18 protein-coding genes and 1 tRNA gene are annotated in these 18,751 nt (G+C 73.4%); 8 read left to right on the top strand and 11 right to left on the bottom strand.

Annotated features, from left to right (window positions below; genetic code table 11):
- The first annotated feature begins 224 nt into the window (after positions 1-224).
- A tRNA-Thr gene (locus tag K7640_RS14945) sits at positions 225-298 on the top strand.
- A gap of 38 nt (positions 299-336) precedes the next feature.
- On the opposite strand, the gene K7640_RS14940 is transcribed toward K7640_RS14945, so the two are convergent.
- Both K7640_RS14940 and K7640_RS14935 read right to left on the bottom strand, forming a co-directional pair.
- Positions 337-906, bottom strand: a complete 570-nt coding sequence (locus tag K7640_RS14940) for a hypothetical protein (RefSeq protein ID WP_222955404.1) — start codon at positions 904-906, stop codon at positions 337-339.
- Between the two features lie 74 nt (positions 907-980).
- Positions 981-1,343, bottom strand: coding sequence for a nuclear transport factor 2 family protein (locus tag K7640_RS14935; RefSeq protein ID WP_222955403.1), 363 nt, complete (start codon positions 1,341-1,343; stop codon positions 981-983).
- Between the two features lie 135 nt (positions 1,344-1,478).
- Between K7640_RS14935 and K7640_RS14930 the strand changes: the two genes are divergently transcribed.
- From K7640_RS14930 to K7640_RS14915, 4 genes are read left to right on the top strand one after another with little or no spacing between them, the layout of a single operon-like run.
- On the top strand, positions 1,479-1,880 hold the full coding sequence (locus K7640_RS14930; protein ID WP_222955402.1) for a helix-turn-helix domain-containing protein: 402 nt from the start codon (positions 1,479-1,481) through the stop codon (positions 1,878-1,880).
- 57 nt (positions 1,881-1,937) lie between these two features.
- Entirely contained in the window at positions 1,938-2,357 is a 420-nt protein-coding gene (locus K7640_RS14925; RefSeq protein ID WP_222955401.1) for a VOC family protein, read from the top strand.
- A gap of 10 nt (positions 2,358-2,367) precedes the next feature.
- Complete coding sequence (locus K7640_RS14920; protein WP_222955400.1) at positions 2,368-3,003, top strand: DUF998 domain-containing protein; 636 nt, start codon at positions 2,368-2,370, stop codon at positions 3,001-3,003.
- Positions 3,004-3,040: 37 nt separating this feature from the next.
- Positions 3,041-3,682 carry a histidine phosphatase family protein gene (locus K7640_RS14915; protein ID WP_308042561.1) on the top strand — a complete coding sequence of 214 codons (642 nt, stop codon included), beginning with the start codon at positions 3,041-3,043 and terminating at the stop codon, positions 3,680-3,682.
- Positions 3,683-3,994: 312 nt separating this feature from the next.
- Here the strand turns inward: K7640_RS14915 and K7640_RS14910 are convergent, their stop codons facing one another.
- Together K7640_RS14910 and K7640_RS14905 are read right to left on the bottom strand one after the other, a co-directional pair.
- Positions 3,995-4,657 (bottom strand): type 1 glutamine amidotransferase domain-containing protein, encoded by a 663-nt coding sequence (locus K7640_RS14910; protein WP_255609010.1) that lies wholly within the window; start codon positions 4,655-4,657, stop codon positions 3,995-3,997.
- Between the two features lie 57 nt (positions 4,658-4,714).
- On the bottom strand, positions 4,715-5,251 hold the full coding sequence (locus tag K7640_RS14905) for a hypothetical protein (protein WP_222955398.1): 537 nt from the start codon (positions 5,249-5,251) through the stop codon (positions 4,715-4,717).
- A 211-nt stretch (positions 5,252-5,462) separates the two neighbouring features.
- On the opposite strand from K7640_RS14905, the gene K7640_RS14900 reads away from it, so the two are divergent.
- The 3 genes from K7640_RS14900 (at position 5,463) to K7640_RS14890 (ending at position 9,383) form a co-directional block, all read left to right on the top strand.
- Complete coding sequence (locus K7640_RS14900; protein ID WP_222955397.1) at positions 5,463-7,847, top strand: M4 family metallopeptidase; 2,385 nt, start codon at positions 5,463-5,465, stop codon at positions 7,845-7,847.
- 99 nt (positions 7,848-7,946) lie between these two features.
- A complete protein-coding gene (locus K7640_RS14895; protein WP_222955396.1) occupies positions 7,947-8,711 on the top strand; it encodes an enoyl-CoA hydratase/isomerase family protein in 765 nt (254 codons plus the stop codon).
- A gap of 105 nt (positions 8,712-8,816) precedes the next feature.
- On the top strand, positions 8,817-9,383 hold the full coding sequence (locus K7640_RS14890) for a hypothetical protein (RefSeq protein WP_222955395.1): 567 nt from the start codon (positions 8,817-8,819) through the stop codon (positions 9,381-9,383).
- A gap of 2 nt (positions 9,384-9,385) precedes the next feature.
- On the opposite strand, the gene K7640_RS14885 is transcribed toward K7640_RS14890, so the two are convergent.
- The 7 genes from K7640_RS14885 to K7640_RS14855 form a co-directional block, all read right to left on the bottom strand.
- The gene (locus tag K7640_RS14885; RefSeq protein WP_222955394.1) at positions 9,386-10,516 is read right to left on the bottom strand and encodes a hypothetical protein; all 1,131 of its coding nucleotides are present in this window, start codon (positions 10,514-10,516) and stop codon (positions 9,386-9,388) included.
- 101 nt (positions 10,517-10,617) lie between these two features.
- Complete coding sequence (locus K7640_RS14880) at positions 10,618-12,144, bottom strand: FAD-dependent oxidoreductase (protein WP_222955501.1); 1,527 nt, start codon at positions 12,142-12,144, stop codon at positions 10,618-10,620.
- 110 nt (positions 12,145-12,254) lie between these two features.
- Entirely contained in the window at positions 12,255-13,295 is a 1,041-nt protein-coding gene (locus K7640_RS14875) for an IS630 family transposase (RefSeq protein WP_222955393.1), read from the bottom strand.
- Between the two features lie 100 nt (positions 13,296-13,395).
- Positions 13,396-14,667, bottom strand: coding sequence for an SGNH/GDSL hydrolase family protein (locus K7640_RS14870; protein WP_222955392.1), 1,272 nt, complete (start codon positions 14,665-14,667; stop codon positions 13,396-13,398).
- 34 nt (positions 14,668-14,701) lie between these two features.
- The gene (locus K7640_RS14865) at positions 14,702-15,196 is read right to left on the bottom strand and encodes an SRPBCC domain-containing protein (protein WP_308042560.1); all 495 of its coding nucleotides are present in this window, start codon (positions 15,194-15,196) and stop codon (positions 14,702-14,704) included.
- Positions 15,197-15,312: 116 nt separating this feature from the next.
- Complete coding sequence (locus K7640_RS14860; protein ID WP_222955391.1) at positions 15,313-18,051, bottom strand: LuxR C-terminal-related transcriptional regulator; 2,739 nt, start codon at positions 18,049-18,051, stop codon at positions 15,313-15,315.
- A gap of 142 nt (positions 18,052-18,193) precedes the next feature.
- Complete coding sequence (locus tag K7640_RS14855) at positions 18,194-18,673, bottom strand: MSMEG_6728 family protein (protein ID WP_222955390.1); 480 nt, start codon at positions 18,671-18,673, stop codon at positions 18,194-18,196.
- Positions 18,674-18,751: the final 78 nt, after the last annotated feature.

The raw sequence follows: 18,751 nt of genomic DNA, 5'->3' as shown, positions 1-18,751 counted from the left end.
AAACGGCTTTCGCTGTGGTGCCAAGGCGGGGCGCAGCCGGTGGGACGGGCCGGCTGCGCATACCGGTCAGTCGGGCACGGGGAGGCATCAATCCCCACGCTTCCTCTGACCGGTGGCGTCGAATCGACGGCGGCGAAGGCGGGAAGTTGACGTTTCCGGTGCTCGGGGTGCCTGGCGAGGGTGAATTTCAGACCCCAGTCGCTATGCTGACGACGACGACACACGCCCCTGTAGCTCAGCTGGCCAGAGCACTCGCCTTGTAAGCGAGATGTCGCCGGTTCGATCCCGGCCGGGGGCTCCGATTTCCACCGGCGTCCGGCAGTGGCAGGCTGCCGGTCAGTAGAGCTGCGGCGGGTTGCCCTTGCGGTCGACGACCGTACGGACCTGCCCCTCCCACTGCCCGATGAGCTGTCGCCACTCGGGCGAGGCGAGGTACTCCTCGGTCGGGTCCTCGACGTTGAACTCCGGCATGTAGGTGCCGACGACGCCGCGTTCCAGCAGGCCGTCCGCGACGACCTTGCTCTCCTTGAGGATCAGGATCGGCAGCCCCAACTGGTACGCCATCGCGGGTTCGATGTGTGCCCACGGGCTCGTCAACCAGACGTCGCGCAGGTCGTAGGTGGTGCGGTCGGTCAGGTCCGTCCGGTGGTTGCCGACGGCGTGCTCGACGTAGGTCCGGCGGAACGCGACGGTGATCAGCCCGTTCGACTCGCGCATCAGGCGGCGGATCGCCTTGAGCGGGGCGTCCATGTCGTAGTCGGTCACGCCGAGGGTGCGTGGCGCGAAGCCCCGCTCGTCCAGGTATCCGCAGAGCCGGTCGATGAATTCCTGTTGCCGGCCCATGCACGGCTTCGGGTAGCTCAGGAACACCGAGGTCTTGAAGGTCGGCCTGGCGAGGCGGCTCACGGCGGCTACCTTACGCGGTCGCGTGGTGATACCCCGCTCAGTCGCGGGCGTCGGCTCGCCCGGCGGTGGCACCGTCAGCTCCGGATCTCCATCTCCGCCACGAGACCGTCGACGAACCGGTAGACGTGCCGGACCTCGCCGTCGGCGATGACGGCCCCCGCCCGGTCCCGCACCACCTGGTGCACGGTGACGTTGAGTCGGCCGTCCGCCTCGACGTCGAAGGCCACCGGCCGCACCACGGGGTCGATCTCGGCCCACTGGCGCGTCCAGTAGTCGCGTACCTGCTGGCGTCCGTGCACGATCCCGCCCTCCCAGCCGTTGGGCCACGACACGTCCGGTGCCAGCGCCGACAGCAGTGTCGGCAGGTCACGCCGGTTGAAGGCCGCGTAGAGCTGGTCGAGGAGCTGCCGGTGCTCCGGTGGTTTCTCCCGGTCCATCCGGTCAGTGTCGCCGCTGCGCCGCCCCACGGCAGCCCGGTTAGCGGTGGGCAGAAAACCGCCGACCGGCCGTGGCACCTCGGCGGGAATCGGCGGCTACCGTGCAGGTGTGCTGGTCGGGTGGGTGCGGTCCGGATGAGCCGGGCGTCGGAGGAGTCGAACCGGGCGATGCTGCGCGCCCGGGACGCCATGGACCGCGCGTACGCCGATCCGCTGGACGTGCCGGCGCTGGCCCGGATCGCGCACGTCTCCGCGGCGCACTTCATCCGGACGTTCCGGGCCACGTTCGGTGAGACGCCGCACCGCTACCTGCAACGGCGGCGGATCGAGCGGGCGATGGCGATGCTGGTGGAGACCGACCGGGACGTCACCGACATCTGTTACGCGGTGGGCTTCGGCAGCCTCGGCACGTTCAGCCGGACCTTCCGCGACATCGTCGGCGAGTCGCCCAGCGAGTTCCGCCGGCGCCGGTCGAGGCCCGCCGGGCACGTGCCGAGCTGCTTCGCCAAGGCCTGGACCCGGCCCAGCAGTTTCTAGGGCGGCTCATCAGTTTTGGATAAGCAGCAGGTCAGGGGCGGGTTCTAGCGTGATCGCATGACGATGAACGCGGTCACCCGCTCCCAGCTCTACGTCCTCGACCAGGACGAGGCCCTCGACTTCTATGTCGGCAAGCTCGGCTTCGAGGTCAACACCGACCAGGACCTCGGTTTCATGCGCTGGTTGACGGTCAACCTGCCCGGCCAGCCCGACCGGGAGATCCTGCTGGAGAAGCCCGGCCCGCCGGCGTTGGACCCGGCCACCGCCGAGCAGGTGCGGGACCTGCTCACCAAGGGCGCGCTCGGCGGCTGGCTGAGCATCACCACCGACGACGCGCACAAGACGTACGAGGATCTGGTCGCCAAGGGCGTCGACATCACCGACGAGCCGACCGAGCGGCCGTACGGGATCGACTTCGGGATCCGGGACCCGTTCGGCAACCGGATCCGCATCGGCCAGATGTTCCCGCGGGCCTGAGGGGCCGGCGATGTCCGCGACGATCTCCCTCGCCGAGGTGCGGCCGGCCGTCGGCCGGGACCGGCTGCGGCTGGCCGGCGGCGTCCTCGCCGGCCCGGTCTTCGTGGTGTCGGCCCTGGCGCAGGGCCTCACCCGGGACGGCTTCGACTTCCGGCGGCACCCGGTCAGCATGCTGAGCACCGGCACGCTGGGCTGGCTCCAGATCGCCACCTTCCTGGTGACCGGGGCGCTCTGCGTCGGTGCGGCGCTCGCCCTGCGCCGGTCGGTCGCCTCGACCTGGGTACCGCGGCTGCTCCTGCTCTGGGGGCTCGGGCTGATGGCCGCCGGTGTCTTCGCCGCGGACCCGGCCGACGGCTTTCCCGCCGGCACGCCCCGCGGCCCGGGGCAGATCAGCTGGCACGGTGGGCTGCACTTCCTGGCGGCGGCGGTCGCCTTCGTCTCGCTGATCGTCGCGACGTTCGTGGTGGCGCGGCAGGGCCGGCCGTGGGCCGTGGCGAGCGCGGCGGTCGGCGCGTTCTTCGCGGTGGCCTGGGCCGCGCTGATCGCGGTGCCCGGCCCGGTGGCGATGGTCGCCTTCGGGGTGGCGGTGACCGCCGGCTGGGCCTGGGTCACCGCCACCTTCGGCCGGGCGCTGCGCCGGGACTGAGCGGGGCGGGACCGGTCGGGAGGCGCGGGTTAGTCTCGTGCCTCCCGACCGCGATGAGGTGACCATGGGCGTCCGGCTGCTCTACCTGGCTCGGCACGGCGAGCAGGACCGGTCGGCGGCCGAGTTGCCGCAGGTCGGGCTCTCGGAGCGCGGGCGCCGCCAGGCCGAGCTGCTCGGCGAGCGGCTGCGCCGGGTGCCGCTCACGGCCGTCCACCATGGGCCGCTGCCCCGGGCCGCGGAGACGGCCGCGCTGGTCGCCCGGTCACTGCCGGGAGTTCCGGCGTACGCCACCGAGCTGGCCGGGGACCACCTGCCGCACGACACCGATCCGGCGGGGCTGCCGCCCGCGTACGCCCGGATGCTGGCCGGCTTCTCGGCGGCCGAGCGGGTCGACGGGCCGCGGGTGACCGCGGCGGCGGTGGACCGGTTCGCCACCGCGCCGGCCGACGGCGAGGTACGCGAGTTGCTGGTCACGCACAGCTTCCTGATCGCCTGGCTGGTGCGGCACGCCCTGGACGCCCCGCCGGCCCGCTGGCTGGGGATCAACCTGCACAACGCCGGGCTGACGGTGATCCGGTACAGCTCGGGCGGGCCGCCGAACCTGATCGCGCTCAACGACGTGGCCCACCTGCCGCCGGAGCTGCGCGCCACCGGCCTGCCCGCCGACTACCTCGTGTAGGCCCGCTTCCCGCGTGTGCCCTCCGAGGGGAGAAGGGCTTCGGCGCTCCCTTTGCTCTGCTGCCCCGGCCGCAACAGTCACTCGCCGTTATGCCGGCCGGCGGCGGCCGGTCGGCGTAACCGCTGCTCGCAGCGGGTGTTGCGGTGGCTGAAGCAGAGCAAAGGGAAGCAACGGTGCCGGCAACCGACCGCCGGCCGGTCACGTTCCGTCATCCGACGGGTCGTGACCGGCCGGTGTGCGAGCCGAATCCGCCGCCCACCTGCCGCCCCTGACGTCCGCGCAGGGGCGCCCGGCGGGCTGCCGTGGGCGTGGTCAGCGGGCCTGGACGGCCTTGACGACGGCCTCGGCCATGGCCCGGGCGGACTGCGGGTTCTGGCCGGTGACCAGGCGCCCGTCGACCACCACCTGCTCGGTGAAGTTCGGCCCGGGTACGTGCGTGGCGCCGGCCTCGGTGAGCCGGTCGGCGAGCAGGAACGGCACCTCGGCGCTGAGCCCGACGGCGTCCTCCTCGTCGTTGGTGAAGCCGGCGACCCGCTTGCCGGCGATCAGCTGCGAGCCGTCGGAGAGCTTGAGGTTTACCAGGGCCGACGGCCCGTGGCAGACCGCCGAGACCACGCCGCCCCGCTCGTAGATCGAGGCGGCGATCCGGGTCAGGTCGGGGTTGTCGGGAAAGTCCCACATGGTGCCGTGGCCGCCGGCGAACACGATCACGTCGTACCCGCTCGGGTCGACGTCCGTGGCCCGCGCGGTGCTCGCCACGCCGGCCATGGCCAGGAAGTCGTTCTGGGTCCGGTCGTTCTCGTCGCGGCCGTCCAGCGGCGGCTGGCCGCCGGCCACCGAGACCAGGTCGACGTCCCAGCCGGCGGCCCGGAACACCTCCCACGGCTCGGCGGCCTCGCCGACGTAGAAGCCGGTCTCCCGGCCGGTGCTGCCGAGCTCACGGTGACTGGTCAGAGCGATGAGTGCACGAGTCATGCCCACCATGCTGGCGCGCGAAGCCGCAGCCGACCAGCCGGGAAGGAGTGCCCCGTCTCACCAGCCGGTGACCTCGCCGAGCAGTTCGACCACGGCCGCCGTCGCCGCGGCCCGGCCGGCGGCGTCCGGGCAGTCGACGTAGGCGGTCACTCGTGGCCCGACGGTGAGCTGGTAGGTGAAGGCGTCCGCGCAGTCCACCGGGCCGGTGGGGGGCGTCGCCGGCTCGGTGGCGAGGCCCGGGGCGGCCAGCAGGTCCCACAGCCGGTTGAGGTCGGTCGGGTCGACCTGGCCGGTGCGCCGCGACCCGTCGCGCTCCACGCTGGTCCACCCGCCGTTCGGCTCGACGGTGAGGGTGTCGCCGCGCCCGGCGAAGCCGCCCGTTCGGGTCAGCACCACCCGGGTGGCCGCCAGGTCCGCGGCCGAGCCGGACGGCTGTGCGGTGGCCGACGGGCCGGCGGCGGGGCTGGCCGGGGCGCCCGCGCTCGGGTCGGCCGTCCCCGGCGTGGCGCCCGGGGTGCTCGCCGTACCCGACGGCGCGGACGACGCTCCTGGTCCGGCCGGGTCGGCCGCTGAGCAACCGGTCAGGAGCAGCAATGCCGCGATGATCTTGACAAGGGTCCCGGTGGTTGATCTCATGCCTCGTCAGACGCGCCGCCGCGCCGCCCGGTTCCCTCAACTGGGCCACCTCATCCGAACGGACAGTGTCGCGGCCTCGCAGCGTCTCCCCCCTTCTCTTTTCGACGGTGTATCAGTATATCTACATGCGTGACTACCCCCGTCACACATTCCCCCGTCAGGAGGGCACGTGAAAAGACCCCTCGCCGCCGTCAGTGCTGCGCTGCTCACCAGCGGCGTGCTGACCTGCGTCGCCACCCCCGCGGCGCAAGCGGCCACCCCGGGCACCCCCGCCCCCGCCCCGGCGGCTCGCGCCGCCGGCATCCTCGCCAGCAACCCCGGTGCCGTGCAGGGCACCAGCGGCGAGGCGTACCAGCCGCAGCGGACCAAGGTCGACGCCAACGGCGCCGCGCACACCCGCTACTCCCGGACCTACCACGGCCTGCGCGTCTACGGCGGTGACTTCGTCATCCACACCGCCGCGAACGGCAGCTACGCCGGCACCTCGGTGGGCCTGGTCGCCCCGCTCGCCCTCTCCACCGCCCCCAAGGTCACCTCGGCGGCGGCCACCGAGACCACCCGGAAGGCATTCGAAGGCTCGCTCACCGCCGTAAGCACCCCCGAGCTCTTCGTCGACGCCAGTTCGGGCAAGGGTCGGTTGGCCTGGGAGACCGTCGCCACCGGCTGGCAGTCCGACAAGCAGACCCCGTCGAAGCTGCACGTGATCACCGACGCCGTCACCGGCAAGGTGATCGGCTCGTACGACGAGATCGAGACGGTCGCCGGCACGGGTAACGGCATCTACACCGGCACGGTGACCATCGACACCACGCTGTCGGGCAGCACGTACCAGATGATCGACCCGTCGCACGGCAACGGCCGCACCTGCGACATGAACAACGGCACCTCGACCTGCACCACCTTCACCGACGCCGACAACACCTGGGGCACCGGCGCCAACTCCAACCGGCAGTCCGCCGCGGTCGACGCCCACTTCGGGGCGGCCAAGACGTTCGACTACTTCAAGAACGTGCACGGTCGCAACGGCATCTTCGGCAACGGCAACGGCGTGCCGAGCCGGGTGCACTACGGCAACAACTACGTAAACGCCTTCTGGGACGGCTCCCAGATGACCTACGGCGACGGGTCCAGCAACTCCCGTCCGCTGGTCTCGCTCGACGTGGCCGGCCACGAGATGAGCCACGGGGTCACCGAGGCGCTCAGTGGCCTGGTCTACTCCGGCGAGTCGGGCGGCCTGAACGAGGCCACCAGCGACATCTTCGGCAACATGGTGGAGTTCTACGCCGCCGCGCCGAGCGACCCGGGTGACTACCAGGTCGGTGAGAAGATCAACATCAACGGCAACGGTACGCCGCTGCGCTACATGTACAACCCGTCGCTGGACGGCTCGTCCGACAGCTGCTGGTCCACCAGCACCAAGAACAAGGACGTGCACTACTCCTCCGGCGTGGGCAACCACTTCTTCTTCAACCTGGCCGAGGGCACCGGCGCCACCGCGTACGGCACCTCGCCGGTCTGCGGCTCCGCCCCGGCGGTGACCGGCATCGGCCGGGCCAAGGCCGAGAAGATCTGGTACCGGGCGCTCGACGTGTACTTCACCTCGAACACCTCGTACGTCAACACCACCACCCCGTCGAACACCGCCCGGGCGTACACCCTGCGGGCCGCGACCGACCTGTACGGCAGCTGCTCCACCGAGTACAAGGCCGTCCAGGCGGCCTGGACCGCGGTGAACGTGGCCGGCAACGACGCGCCCTGCTCGACCGGGAACGACTTCTCCGTCTCGCTCTCCCCGACCTCCGGGTCGGTGACCGCGGGCAACGCGGTCAGCACCACGGTCGGCACCGCCGTCACCAGCGGCAGCGCGCAGACCGTCACCCTGTCGGCCTCGGGCCTGCCGAGCGGCGCGTCGGCGTCGTTCAACCCGGCGTCGGTGACCGCCGGCGGCTCGTCCACCCTCACCATCACCACCTCGTCGAGCACCCCGACCGGCACCTACTCGGTCACCGTCACCGGCACCGGCTCGGTGACCCGGACGGCGACCTACACGCTGACGGTCAACGGCACCGGCGGTGGCTGCACCGGCGCCGGCCAGAAGCTGGGCAACCCCGGCTTCGAGTCCGGCAACACGGTGTGGACGGCCAGCTCGGGCGTGATCACCAGCTCGGCCAGCCAGCCGGCCCGCACCGGCTCGTACAAGGCCTGGCTGAACGGGTACGGCACCAGCCGCACCGACACGCTCGCCCAGGCGGTCAGCCTGCCGGCCGGCTGCACCTCGTACAACTTCAGCTTCTACCTGCACATCGACTCGGCCGAGACGACCAGCACCACGGCGTACGACACGCTGCGGGTGCAGGTGCTCAACTCGTCCGGAACGGTGCTGGCGACCCTGGCCACGTACTCGAACCTGAACAAGGCCAGCGGTTACACCCTGCGGTCGTTCTCGCTGGCCTCGTACGCCGGCCAGACCGTGACGCTGAAGTTCACCGGCGTGGAGGACGCCTCGCTCCAGACCTCCTTCGTCGTCGACGACACCGCGGTCAACGTCTCCTGACCTGACCCGATGTCGGCGGGCCCGGCGGCCACCCCTCGCGGGTGGGCGTCGGGCCCGCGCCGTTATGGTCGGCGCGACCGCCTACCAGGGGAGACGCAGATGTCGGACGCGGAGCTGACCGTCGAGGTGACCGGGCCGGTGGCCACCGTGACGATCCGCCACCCGGCGCGGCGCAACGCGATGACCGCGGCGATGTGGCGGCAGCTGCCCACCCTGCTCGACGGGCTGGAGGCCGACCCGGCGGTCCGGGTGCTGGTGCTCACCGGCGCGAACGGCACCTTCTGCGCCGGGGCCGACCTGGGTGATCTGGACGAGCTGCTGGACGCCGGGGACGCCAGCATCGCGGTGACCGCCGAGGAGCGGCTCGCCGGTTTCGCCAAGCCGACCGTCGCCGCGATCGAGGGCGCCTGCGTGGGCGGCGGTTGCCAGCTCGCCGTCGCCTGCGACCTGCGGATCGCCGCCGAGGGGGCCCGGTTCGGCGTACCCCCGGCGCGGTTGGGGTTGGTCTATCCGGCGCCGACCACCCGGCGGCTGGCCCGGCTGGTCGGGCCGTCCGCCGCGAAGTACCTGCTCTTCACCGGCGAGCTGATCGACGCCGACCGGGCGCTGCGGGTCGGCCTGGTCGACGAGCTGCTGCCGGCGGACCGGCTCGCCGGGCGGGTCGGCGAGGTGACCGCGGCGATCGCGGCCCGGTCGCAGCTCAGCGTCGCCGCGGCGAAGGAGATCGTGGACGACCGGGCCGGCGACGACCGGATCGCCTGGTGGCACCGGCAGGTCCGGGACAGCGGCGAGGCCCGCGAGGGCGTCGCGGCGGCCAACGAACGCCGCCCGCCCAACTTCCGCTGGGCACCGTCGGGGCGGTAAGGAAGGGCACCTTGTTAACGCATTCTGTATAGGAAGGGCCCCCTGTTAACCGTTTGACCGTCCCGCCCGACGGGGTACGGCGGGAGCGGGGAACGGGGGTCCACGATGGACGGGTCGGAACGGGCGGAGATCCGGCGCGGCCGGCTCCGCTTCCAGGTGTTGATGGTCGGCGCAGGGGTGCTCGCGGGGGCGCTCTTCGTGCTCGTGCTCGCGCTGACCGGCGGGCCGGCCCTGGTGAAGGGAAGCCAGGACCCGCCGGCGTGGGCGGAGACCGCCGGTCCGGTCCTGATGGTGGTCGGGCTGCTCGCCGAGGTCGGCGTCTTCGTCTGGGCCTGGCGGCGCGGCCTCCTCAAGGCCAATCGCAGGTCGCGGCTCTGGGCGCTGCCGTGGTCCCGGCGCCGCGAGCTGACCCGGCAGGTGCGGCGGGGCACACCGGCGGCCGGCGAGGATCCGGTGCTGCTGCGGCACACCGCGGAGCAGATGGTGGCCGCCCGCTGGTATCCCGGGCTGCTGGGCTGCCTGCTGCTCATGCTGGCCGGGCAGGCGCTCTCGGCCTTCAGTTGGTTCATGCTCGGCACGTTCCTGGCGGCGTTCGCCTGCTTCGGCGCGGCGGCGGTGTTGATGACCCGCGACGCCCGACGCGCCGAGGCTTATCTCCGCCGAGACCGTTGAGCTCAGTCGGCCGATTCGAGTCGGCGTAGCGGCTCGTTCAGCCGGCGGACCATCCGCACCACGAGCAGCCCGTCGAGCAGCGGGCGGTTGATCTGGCCGGCGGCGGCGAGCGCCGGCCGGGAGACCGAGCGCCAGATCGCGGCCAGCCCGCCGCCCAGCCCCACCAGGGCGATGGCGCCCCGGGTGGCGGGGGAGCCGCTCGCCGCCACGGCGCTGACCGCCACCACCGCGAGCAGCACGCCGAGCAGCGGCAGCAGGACCGGACGGAAGATCCCCCGGGTGGTGGCCACGATCAGGTTGCGGTCCCGGACCACCAGCTTCCGGGCCACCCACGCGTAGTCCTCCTCGTCGAGCAGGTCGCGCGGGTCCAGGCCACCGGTCAGTACGCCGCGCCACAGCTCGCCCTGGTCGCGGAGCACGCGGCGTACCTCGCCGGTCTCGCTGCCGTCGGTGCCCCAGTGGTGCACCGTCCGGGTCCAGGCCAGCAGGGAGCCGCGTACCACCTCGGCGGCGTAGCGGGGCAGCACGCTGGCCAGCGCCTCCAGCCAGCGGCAGAGCTGCACCGCCCGGCCGTCGAACCGGGGCGGGATCGGGTCGCGCCGGCAGCGCCGGACGGTGTCGGCCAGCGATCGGCCGAGCCGGTACGCCAGCCCGACCCGGTGGTTGATCGCCATGGTCCAGCGCAGCACCTCCATGTTCAGGTCGTCGAGGGCGTCCAGTACCTCCTCGGCCTGCGGGTCGGACGGGTTGTCGACCGTGCCCAACCGGAGGCGGGCGGCCTGCGTCGAGGGTCGGGGACGGCGGTCCCGTACGGTGGCGGCGATCCGGTCCAGGGCGACGTCGGTCCCGTCGAGGTACATGCGCAGGCGCCGGCCCACCGGCATGCCACTGAGGTTCTTGAGCTTGCGGGCCGCCCCGTCGGCCGGGGTGGCGTCCGCGTCGTCCTCCTCCGGCACGAGGGGGTAGCCGTGCTGGAGGGTGTGGAACGCGTCGGCCAGCCACCAGCCCAGGTTCAGCGCGGTGACCACGCAGTCCTGCTCGCCGGCGGGCCCGGCCGGCGTCCCGTCCGGTGAGCCGTCCCGGCCGTCGACGTCGGCCCGGACCTCCCATCGCAGCTGACCGGCTGGCTGCACGCGCCTCCTCCGTGGCCGCCGCCCCGCAACGGAGTGGCACGACTAATGGGACAATCGTAACCAAACCGGTATATCAACCGGAGCTGATCCGGCGAATCGGGTCAACGCCGGGCGAGCAGGCCACGCGGTCGCACCGAATGGACCCGCTCGGCGGCGGCGCCCTCGGCGCGCAGGATGTGGTTGGCCGCGATGATCCCGGTGGCCGCCGAGCGTTCCATCAACGCGCTGGGGAACTCCGTCCGGATACCGTCGCCGGCCAGGTAGAGGCCGTCGGCGTCGGTGCGTACGCCCGGCCGGCCGGCGTGGCTGCCCGGGGTGAACGCCGGCGCCTGCGCCTCCACCCGGGCGCGCAGGTCGCGGACCCGCAGGTCGGCGGCCTCCGGCCAGAGCTCCACCAGCTCCGCCAGCATCCGTTCGGCCAGCACCTCCGCCGGCACGCCCGCCTCACAGGCGTACGCGTGCAGCTCGACCACCGAGCCGCCGGTGCGCGCGGCCCAGCGGCGCGGCTCGTCCTCCAGCCGGTGGTAGAGCGTCACCGAGTCCAGCGTGGCCGCCCGGGACACCCCGCTGAACACCGCCCGGTCCGGCCGGACGTCGCCGTCCATCCAGTAGCGGGCCACCGCGTACGGCGGACCGGGCCGGCCGAACGCGGGCATCCGCGCCACCAGCCGGGGCGCCGCCCCGCCCAGCACCGGCGAGCCGGCGACCAGCCGGGCCAGCGCCGGCGGGTCGACGGCGAGCACCACGTGCCGGGCCTGGTGGGCGTCCCCGCCGGCGGTGCCGACCCGCCAACCGCCCGGCGTACGGTCCAGCCGGGTGGCCGGGGTGCCGGTCAGCATCCGGCCGCCGTGCCGCTCGACGTGCCGGCGCAGCGGGTCCCAGATCGCGGTCGCGTAGTCCCGGTCCGGGCAGTCGAAGGCCAGCCCCTCCGGGTTGCCCAGCAGATAGAAGTGGAACTGGGCGATCATCTCGGCCGCCGACATCTCCGCCTCGTGGTTGAAGAACGAGTGCGAGAAGACCTCGAACAGCATCGCCCGGGCCCGGTCCGGCAGCCGCAACGAGTGCAGCAGCGCGTCCGCGGTGGTGTCGTCGAACTCGGCGTAGGTGCGTTCCGGGTGGTACGTGAGCAGCGGCAACGCGGCGTCCCGGTCCATCGCCCGCAGGTCGGCCAGGCGCAGGCTGGGGCTGCGGGCCAGCAGCGTCAGCAGGTTCATCGGCGGCGCCGGGGGCAGCTTGCCGAACTCCTCCGTCGGCCACCGCCGGGACAGGATCGGGTAGCCGGGGATCGGCTTCAGGAAGGCCAGGTGCGGGTCGGCCCGGCGCAGGATCGACCGCCAGTTGTAGTACTGCCGGAAGAACGCGTGGAAGCCGTGCTCGTTGCGCTGCTCGCCGTGGCCCAGCGGCTCCGGCCAGGCGCCCAACCGGCCGCCGAGCGTCGGCGCGGCCTCCAGCACGGTGACCCGTACGCCCCGCTCGGCGAGCACCACCGCCGCCGACATGCCGGCGATCCCGCCGCCGACCACCAGCGCCTCGACCTCGCCGGGCACCCGGGGAGCGCCGCCGCCCCCCGGATCCACCACGTGCCGGCGCACGCCGATGAACCGGCCGACCACCTTCGACAGCGCCATCGCCACCCCCGGCTCCCAGTCTGCCCCAGGTGTAAGGAGGGTGCCCTTGTTAACGCCTCCGGTAGAGGAGGGGCCCCTTGTTATTGAGGGGTAGGGCAAATGTGCCGTGGTTATTCGGCGGCGTAGCGGACTTCGGGCTTGCCGAAGAAGGCTTTGACCGTGGCTGGCTGGTTCTGCCGGCGGCGTAGGTGCCGGCTGGCCGCGGTGGCCAGGTCGGCGGGGGTGGCGGGGTTTGCTTGTGCGACATGGTGTTTGACGTCGTGGTTGAGTAGTTCCACGGGGTTGAGTTCGGGGGCGTAGCCGGGCAGGAAGTGCATCTCGATGTCGTCGGTGCGCTCCGCCAGCCAGTCGCGGACCATGATCCGGTGGTGCACGGAGTGCCCGTCGACGATGAGGTGGATCTTCCGGTCGAGGTGGCGGGTGAGACGGGTCAGGAACCCCAGGAGCACGTCGCCGGTGAACGAACCGTGGTAGCAGGTGAAGTACAACTCGCCTTTGTTGCTAATCGCGGCCATCACGTTGACTCCGAATCGCCGGCCGGTCTTGGCCACCACCGGTGTCTGCCCGACTGGCGCCCAGGTGGTGCCCACCGCCGCGTCGGAGCGTAACCCGGTCTGATCCAGCCACAGGATGATCGCCTTGTCCCGCTTGGCCTGCGCCGCGATGGCCGGGTAGGTGACCTGCAGCCACTCGGTGACCGCCTGCGGGTTCTGCTCGTAGGCCCGGCGCACCGGCTTCTGCGGCGACAGGCCCCACGACCGCAGGTACTTACCGACCGTCACCAGCGACAACTCCATACCGAACCAGGCCCGGATGAGCTGTCGCACCTGCGCACGCGTCCACACCAGCCCCGGCAGGGCGAGCTGATCGGGGCACTTGTGAATGATCGCCCGCCGTACCCGGGCCTGCTGCCGGGGCGTCAACGCCTTCTGCTCGTTCGCACGACGCCCTCGACGGCGGGCGTTCAAAGCCCGGTTTCCCTGACGGTCAAAGGCATCCACCCACCGCCACACCGTCTTGGGCGCTACCTGAAACGCCCTCGCCGCAGCGGCCTGACTCATCCCCGCCTTGACCGCCGCGACCACCCGACGACGCAGATCCTCCTGCGCCGCCGGGGAAAGCGACCGCGTGTCACGCACCACCACACCCATACATACCCAACGATAACGGCATATTTGGGTTACGGGTCAATAACACCGGCGGGTGTTAACAAGGGGCCCCTCCTTCCACCCCAGGGGACGGCTGGGCGGGTCAGCGGTGGGGGCCGCCGACCAGCGGGGCGACGACCCGGGCGATCACGGCGGCGCCCGCGTCGTTGGGGTGCAGGTGGTCACCCGAGTCGTAGGCCGGCCGCAGGGCGTTCCGCTCGGCCGGGTCGGCCAGCGCCCGGTCCAGGTCGGCCACCGCGTCGTACGCCCGGCTGTGCCGCAGCCAGGCGTTGACCTCGTCGCGGACGGCCTCGTTCGCGGCGGTGTCATAGCCGTACGCGCCCTTGATCGGCAGCATGGTGGCGCCGACCACCCGCACGCCCCGCGCGTGGGCCGCGTGGATCAGCCGTCGGTGCCCCTCGATGACCTGCGCGGCGGTGACCACCGGTGAGGCACCGCAGCCGAAGTCGGGGAAGCCCCCGCCGCCGATGTCGTTGATGCCGATCAGGACGATCACCGTCCGGACGCCCGGCTGGTCCAGCGCGTCCCGGGTGAACCGGGACACGCCCGCCGCGCCGAAGCAGGTGGAGTCGGCGAGCAGCTTGTTGCCGCTGATGCCGGCGTTCACCACGCTCACCGGCCGGCGGCCGGCGGCGAGCCGCTCGGCCAGCTCGTCCGGGTAGCGGTTGTCGGCGTCCACCGTGGTGCCGTACCCGTCGGTGATCGAGTCACCGAACGCCACCACCACGCCCGGGTCCGGTCCGGGCCGGTCGGCCGTCTCGACCCCGGTGAGGAAGTACCAGGATCGGCTGGTCTCGGTGAACGCGCGGCCCTCCGGGTCGAACCGCCGGTCACCGGCCGTCCGGTAGCTGGTGGCCACCGCGTTCTCGTGGCCGGTCGCCGGCCCGGTCGCGCCGGCGAAGTAGAGGGTCACCACGACGGTGTCCAGCGCCCGCGTGCGCAGCGGCGCCGGGTCGGAGACGAGCTCACCCCCGGCCGGCACGGTCACCGACACCGAGCGGCCGAAGCTCACCGGGCGCAGGCTCCCCGGGCGTACGGCCGGACCACCGGCCGACTGCCCGACCGTCGCGCCGGTCACCCGCAGCGGTCCGTCGCCGAACCGGTTGGACAGCCGGATCCGTGCCGTGGCGCCACCGGTACCGACCCGCACCACCTGGCGTACCGACTGCCCGGTGAAGCCGTCCACCGACCAGTTCGGTGGCCCGAAGCCGGGGAACGGGTGGTGCGGCGCGGCGGTCCACGCCGCCCGCCACCCCCCGGCCGCGTCGGACCGCTCCGCCGCCGACGCGGCCTGGCCGGGTACGAGCACCGCCAGCGCCGTCGCGGCGGCGATCAGGCGCAGTCTCTGCAACATCGGAAACCTCTTCTCTGGGATGGCAGCGACGTGGTCAGGCCGCGATGCCGGAGCCGGTCTCCAGCAACGACTTCAGGTCGCTCAGGACGAACGACCAGCCGCCGCCGGTGCCCGCGACGGCACCGCTGACCAGCGCCGCGGTGTGCGGGGCGCCGGTGACGTCATGGGTGACGGTGAGCGTGGTGAACCCCCGCTCGTCCTGGCCGATGTCGTACGTCAGGCGGGTCGGGCCCTCGGCGGCCATCGCCGGATCGGCGGTCATCCGCCAGGTCAGGGCGAGCCGCCGGTCGGGCTCGGCCTCGGTGACCTCACCCTCGATGATCACGATGTCGACCCCGCTGCCGACCATCGCCTCGCTGGCGTACCCGCGGTAGACGCCGCCCGGCCGCAGGTCGATGTCGATCCGGCCGCCGTACCCGTAGCGCCGGGTCAGCTCGGAGCGGGTGAGGGCCGCCCAGACCCGCTCCGGGTCGGCCTTGAGAAAGATCCGCTGGGTCAGTACGTCGGTCTGCTGCGCGGTGTTCGGCACGGGCGCTCCTCGCTGGTGGCACCGACGCCGGCCGGCGTCGTCGGTGTCCAGCCTCGGCCGGCACCGTCCACCAGCACATCCGTGCTCACCACGGAACCGACCACGGAACGCCTCGGTCAGCCACCCACCGCCGGCATGCCCAGCGCCCCGAGCGCGGCGCGCGCCTCGTCCTCCCGGGTGGGCAGGAGCGCCAGCGTGCAGGCGTACTCGACGCGGGCGCCGATCCGCTCGAAGCCGGCCAGGGCCGCGGTGAGCGCCGCGACGTCACCTGTCGACCGCCCCCGGGCCCGGGCCAGGCAGGCGGTGGCCCACGCGTTGTCGGTGATCGTGTCGTCGGCCAGCGCCACGCACCGGTCCGCCTGCGGCAGGCCGGCGGCGACCGCCAGCTCCGCGCCGACCGCGCGGGCGTACGTGTCGTACCGGTAGCCGGGCAGGGCGCCGAACGCCAGCCCCACCAACCGCGACGCGTCGGCGAATTCGCCGTCGTGCAGGGCGAGCCGGCAGTCGGCGAACACCGCCGACGGGAGGGTCACCGGCGGCACCCCGGCGCCGGCGGCGCCGGCCAGCAACCGGTCGCGCCACCGGGACCGGCCCGCCGGGTCGCCGCGCAGCCCGGCCGCCAGCATGGCGAACGCCATCGCGCCGGCCACCTGCCCGCTGGGCGGCCGGCCGACCCGCTGCCAACCCGCCCACAGCGCCTCCGCCTGGGCCAACGCCTCGTCCAGCTCGCCGCGCAGCACCAGCGCGGGCACCAGCGTGGCCAGCGAGTGGGTCCGATCGCCGAGCAGGCTGTCGCCGGCCATCCGGCGGGCCACGGCGAGCGCCGAGGGCAGGTCACCGGCCCGGATCGCGGCGGTGGCGGTGACGTGCACGATGTCGCCGATCTCCGGCGCCGCCCGCGGCTCGGTCGGGTCGAGCACGGACAGCAGGGCGAGCCGCTCCGCGCCGATCCGCCGCGCCCGCGCCGGCCGGCCGGCCTGCGCCTCGGCCGTACCCAGCACATCGAGGCCGGCGCTGACCAGCACCGGCACGCCGCACCGGCGGGCCGCTGCGGCGGCGACGGCGGCGCGCTCCGGGTCCGGGCGGTGCCGCCGGCCGCCGGCGTGCCACGCCTCGGCGATGGCCAGGGCGGCGGCGACGGTGGGATCGGATTCGTCGCCCGCGGCGCGGGCCCGGGCCAGCAGCCCGGCCAGCCGCTCGCGCGGCAGGTCGCTGGCGATCCGGCCGTCGAACCGGTTGACCAGCTCGACCACCCGGGCCAGGGCGAGCGCCTGGCCGTTGCCGTCGCCGGCCGCCGCCGCGAGCTCGGCGGCGGCCAGCAGCAGGTCCAGCACCTGCCGGCCGGTGGCGGTGCCGACCAGCGCGCAGTCCGCCGCGTCGCGCAGGTCGGCCACCGCCTCGGCCGGGTCCGGCGCCCGGGCCGCCGCCTGCCGATAGCAGTCCAACGCCGCGGCCAGGAAACCCCGGGCGTACGTGAGCCGCCCGAGTGCCCGCGCCAGCGCGTGCGGTGCCATCCCGGCGCCGGACCACTGACCGAGCAGTGCCGCGCGCAGATCGTCGGCGACCAGGTCGAAGTCGGCGCGCCACCCGTCGCCCAGCCGCTCGACCAGCGCGGTGGCCGTGGCGGTGGCCCAGCCGAGGTAGCGGTCGAAGACCTCACCCCGGGCCGGGTCGGCGCCGAGCTGCTCCCGGCCGAACGCCCGAACGGTGCCCAGCATCCGCCAGCGGCGCGCGTCCCCGTCCCGCCGGACCAGGCTCTTGTCCACCAGGCGGCCGAGCAGGTCGGTGGTCTCGACCGGGTCGGTGCCGGACGCCACCCGGGCCGCGGCGGTCAGGTCGAAGCCGCCCACGAAGACGGACAGCCGGCGGAACAGCTCCTGCTCGGCGGCGTCCAGCAGCCCGTAGCTCCAGTCCAGGACCGCCCGCAGCGAACGGTGTCGCTCGTCGGCGCGGCGGGCGCCGGTCAACACCCGCAGCGGGTCGGCGAACGCGGCGAGCAGGCCCTCCACCCCCAGCGCGGCGCTGCGGGCGGCGGCGAGCTCGAGCGCCAGCGGTACGTTGTCGAGCCGCGCGCACAGCTCCGCGACGGCTGCCGGCTGCCCGGTCACGTCCGCCCCGGCCGAGCGGGCCCGGTCGGTGAAGAGGGCCAGCCCGTCGGGCTCGGGCAGCGGCGCGACCGGCACGACGAACTCGCCGGGCACCCCCAACCGTTCGCGGCTGGTGGCGAGCAGCGTGACGCCCGGACACCCGGTCAGCAGCTGGTCGGCGAAGAGCGCCACCGCGTCCAGCAGATGCTCGCAGTTGTCCAGCACCAGCAACGACCGGTGCCCGCCGAGCCCGACCCGGATCGCCTCGAACAGCGGCTGGCGCGAGGTGGGGGTGACGCCGAGCGCGGCGGCGACCGCCTGCGCCACCGACCCGTCCCGCACCGGCACCAGGTCGACGAAGGCGCCGGCCGGGAACCTCGCCCGGACCTCGGCGGCCAACTCGACGGCCAGCCGGGTCTTGCCCACCCCACCGACGCCCACCAGGCTCACCAGTCGGGCGTCGTCGAGCACCCGGACCAGCGACTCCCGTTCCGCCCGGCGGCCGACGAAGGCGGTACGCGGCACGGGAAGCCCGGCCAGCAGTCCGCCGGCCGGCGCCGACCCCGCTGGGGACGCGGGCACCGGCGCGGGCCGGACGGCCGACAGCGCCCGGCGGTCGGTGACGCCGTACTTGCGCAGCAGGGAGGAGACGTGGCTCTCCACGGTGCGGACGGAGATGAACAGCTGCTCGGCGATCTCGGCGTTGGTGCGCCGTTCGGCGAGCAGGGCGAGCACCTCGGCCTCCCGGGCCGAGACCGTCACCTCCACCGGGACCGCTTCCGCATCGCCCCATCGTCGCCGACCCCGCCCCTGCCGTCACGCCCGCCGGTAAGGAGGGGGCCCCGCTTAACGCATTCGGTAGAGGAGGGGCCCCTTGTTAACACCCGGTGTTAACAAGGGGCCCCTCCTTTCATCCGGGGCAGCGGCGGGGGCGGTCGGAGGGGGGCCAGACGTACTCCAGGTCGGGCGGGACGTCGCCGAACAACGGCCGGTAGTGCTCCGGGTCCTTGCGCAGCAGCGACGACCGGTGGCTGCGGTGCAGGTCCTCCCGTCCCAGCCAGGGCGGCAGCTCACCGGTGGCGGCCAGCTCGGGCTGGGTCCGGACCCGGTCCAGGCCGCAGGCGGTGGCGAGGTCGGTGGTGAGGGTGGCGGCGCAGGTGTCGGCCCGGCCGGGCTCGCACCACACCGCGCAGACGTCCAGCCCGTACCGGACCAGCGCCTCCTCGTAGCCGGCCCACATCTTCACCGCCGGATGGTTGCGCCAGCCGTAGCCGGGCCGGGTCAACCCGCGCAGCACCTGGATCGCCTCCACCCGCTGCTTGCCGAGGCGGCGCTGGTCCAGCGTCCGGGCGCTGGCCAGGAAGTCCGGGTACGGCAGGAAGGTCTGCACGCCGCCTGCTCTACCCCGGCCCGGGGAGACCATGCGTTCATGATCAAGGGGGCTGCGCCGACGGCGACCGGCTGACTA

Source organism: Micromonospora sp. PLK6-60 (genome assembly GCF_019890675.1).
Taxonomy (GTDB): Bacteria; Actinomycetota; Actinomycetes; order Mycobacteriales; family Micromonosporaceae; genus Micromonospora.
This window is presented reverse-complemented; position numbering and strand designations above follow the sequence as displayed.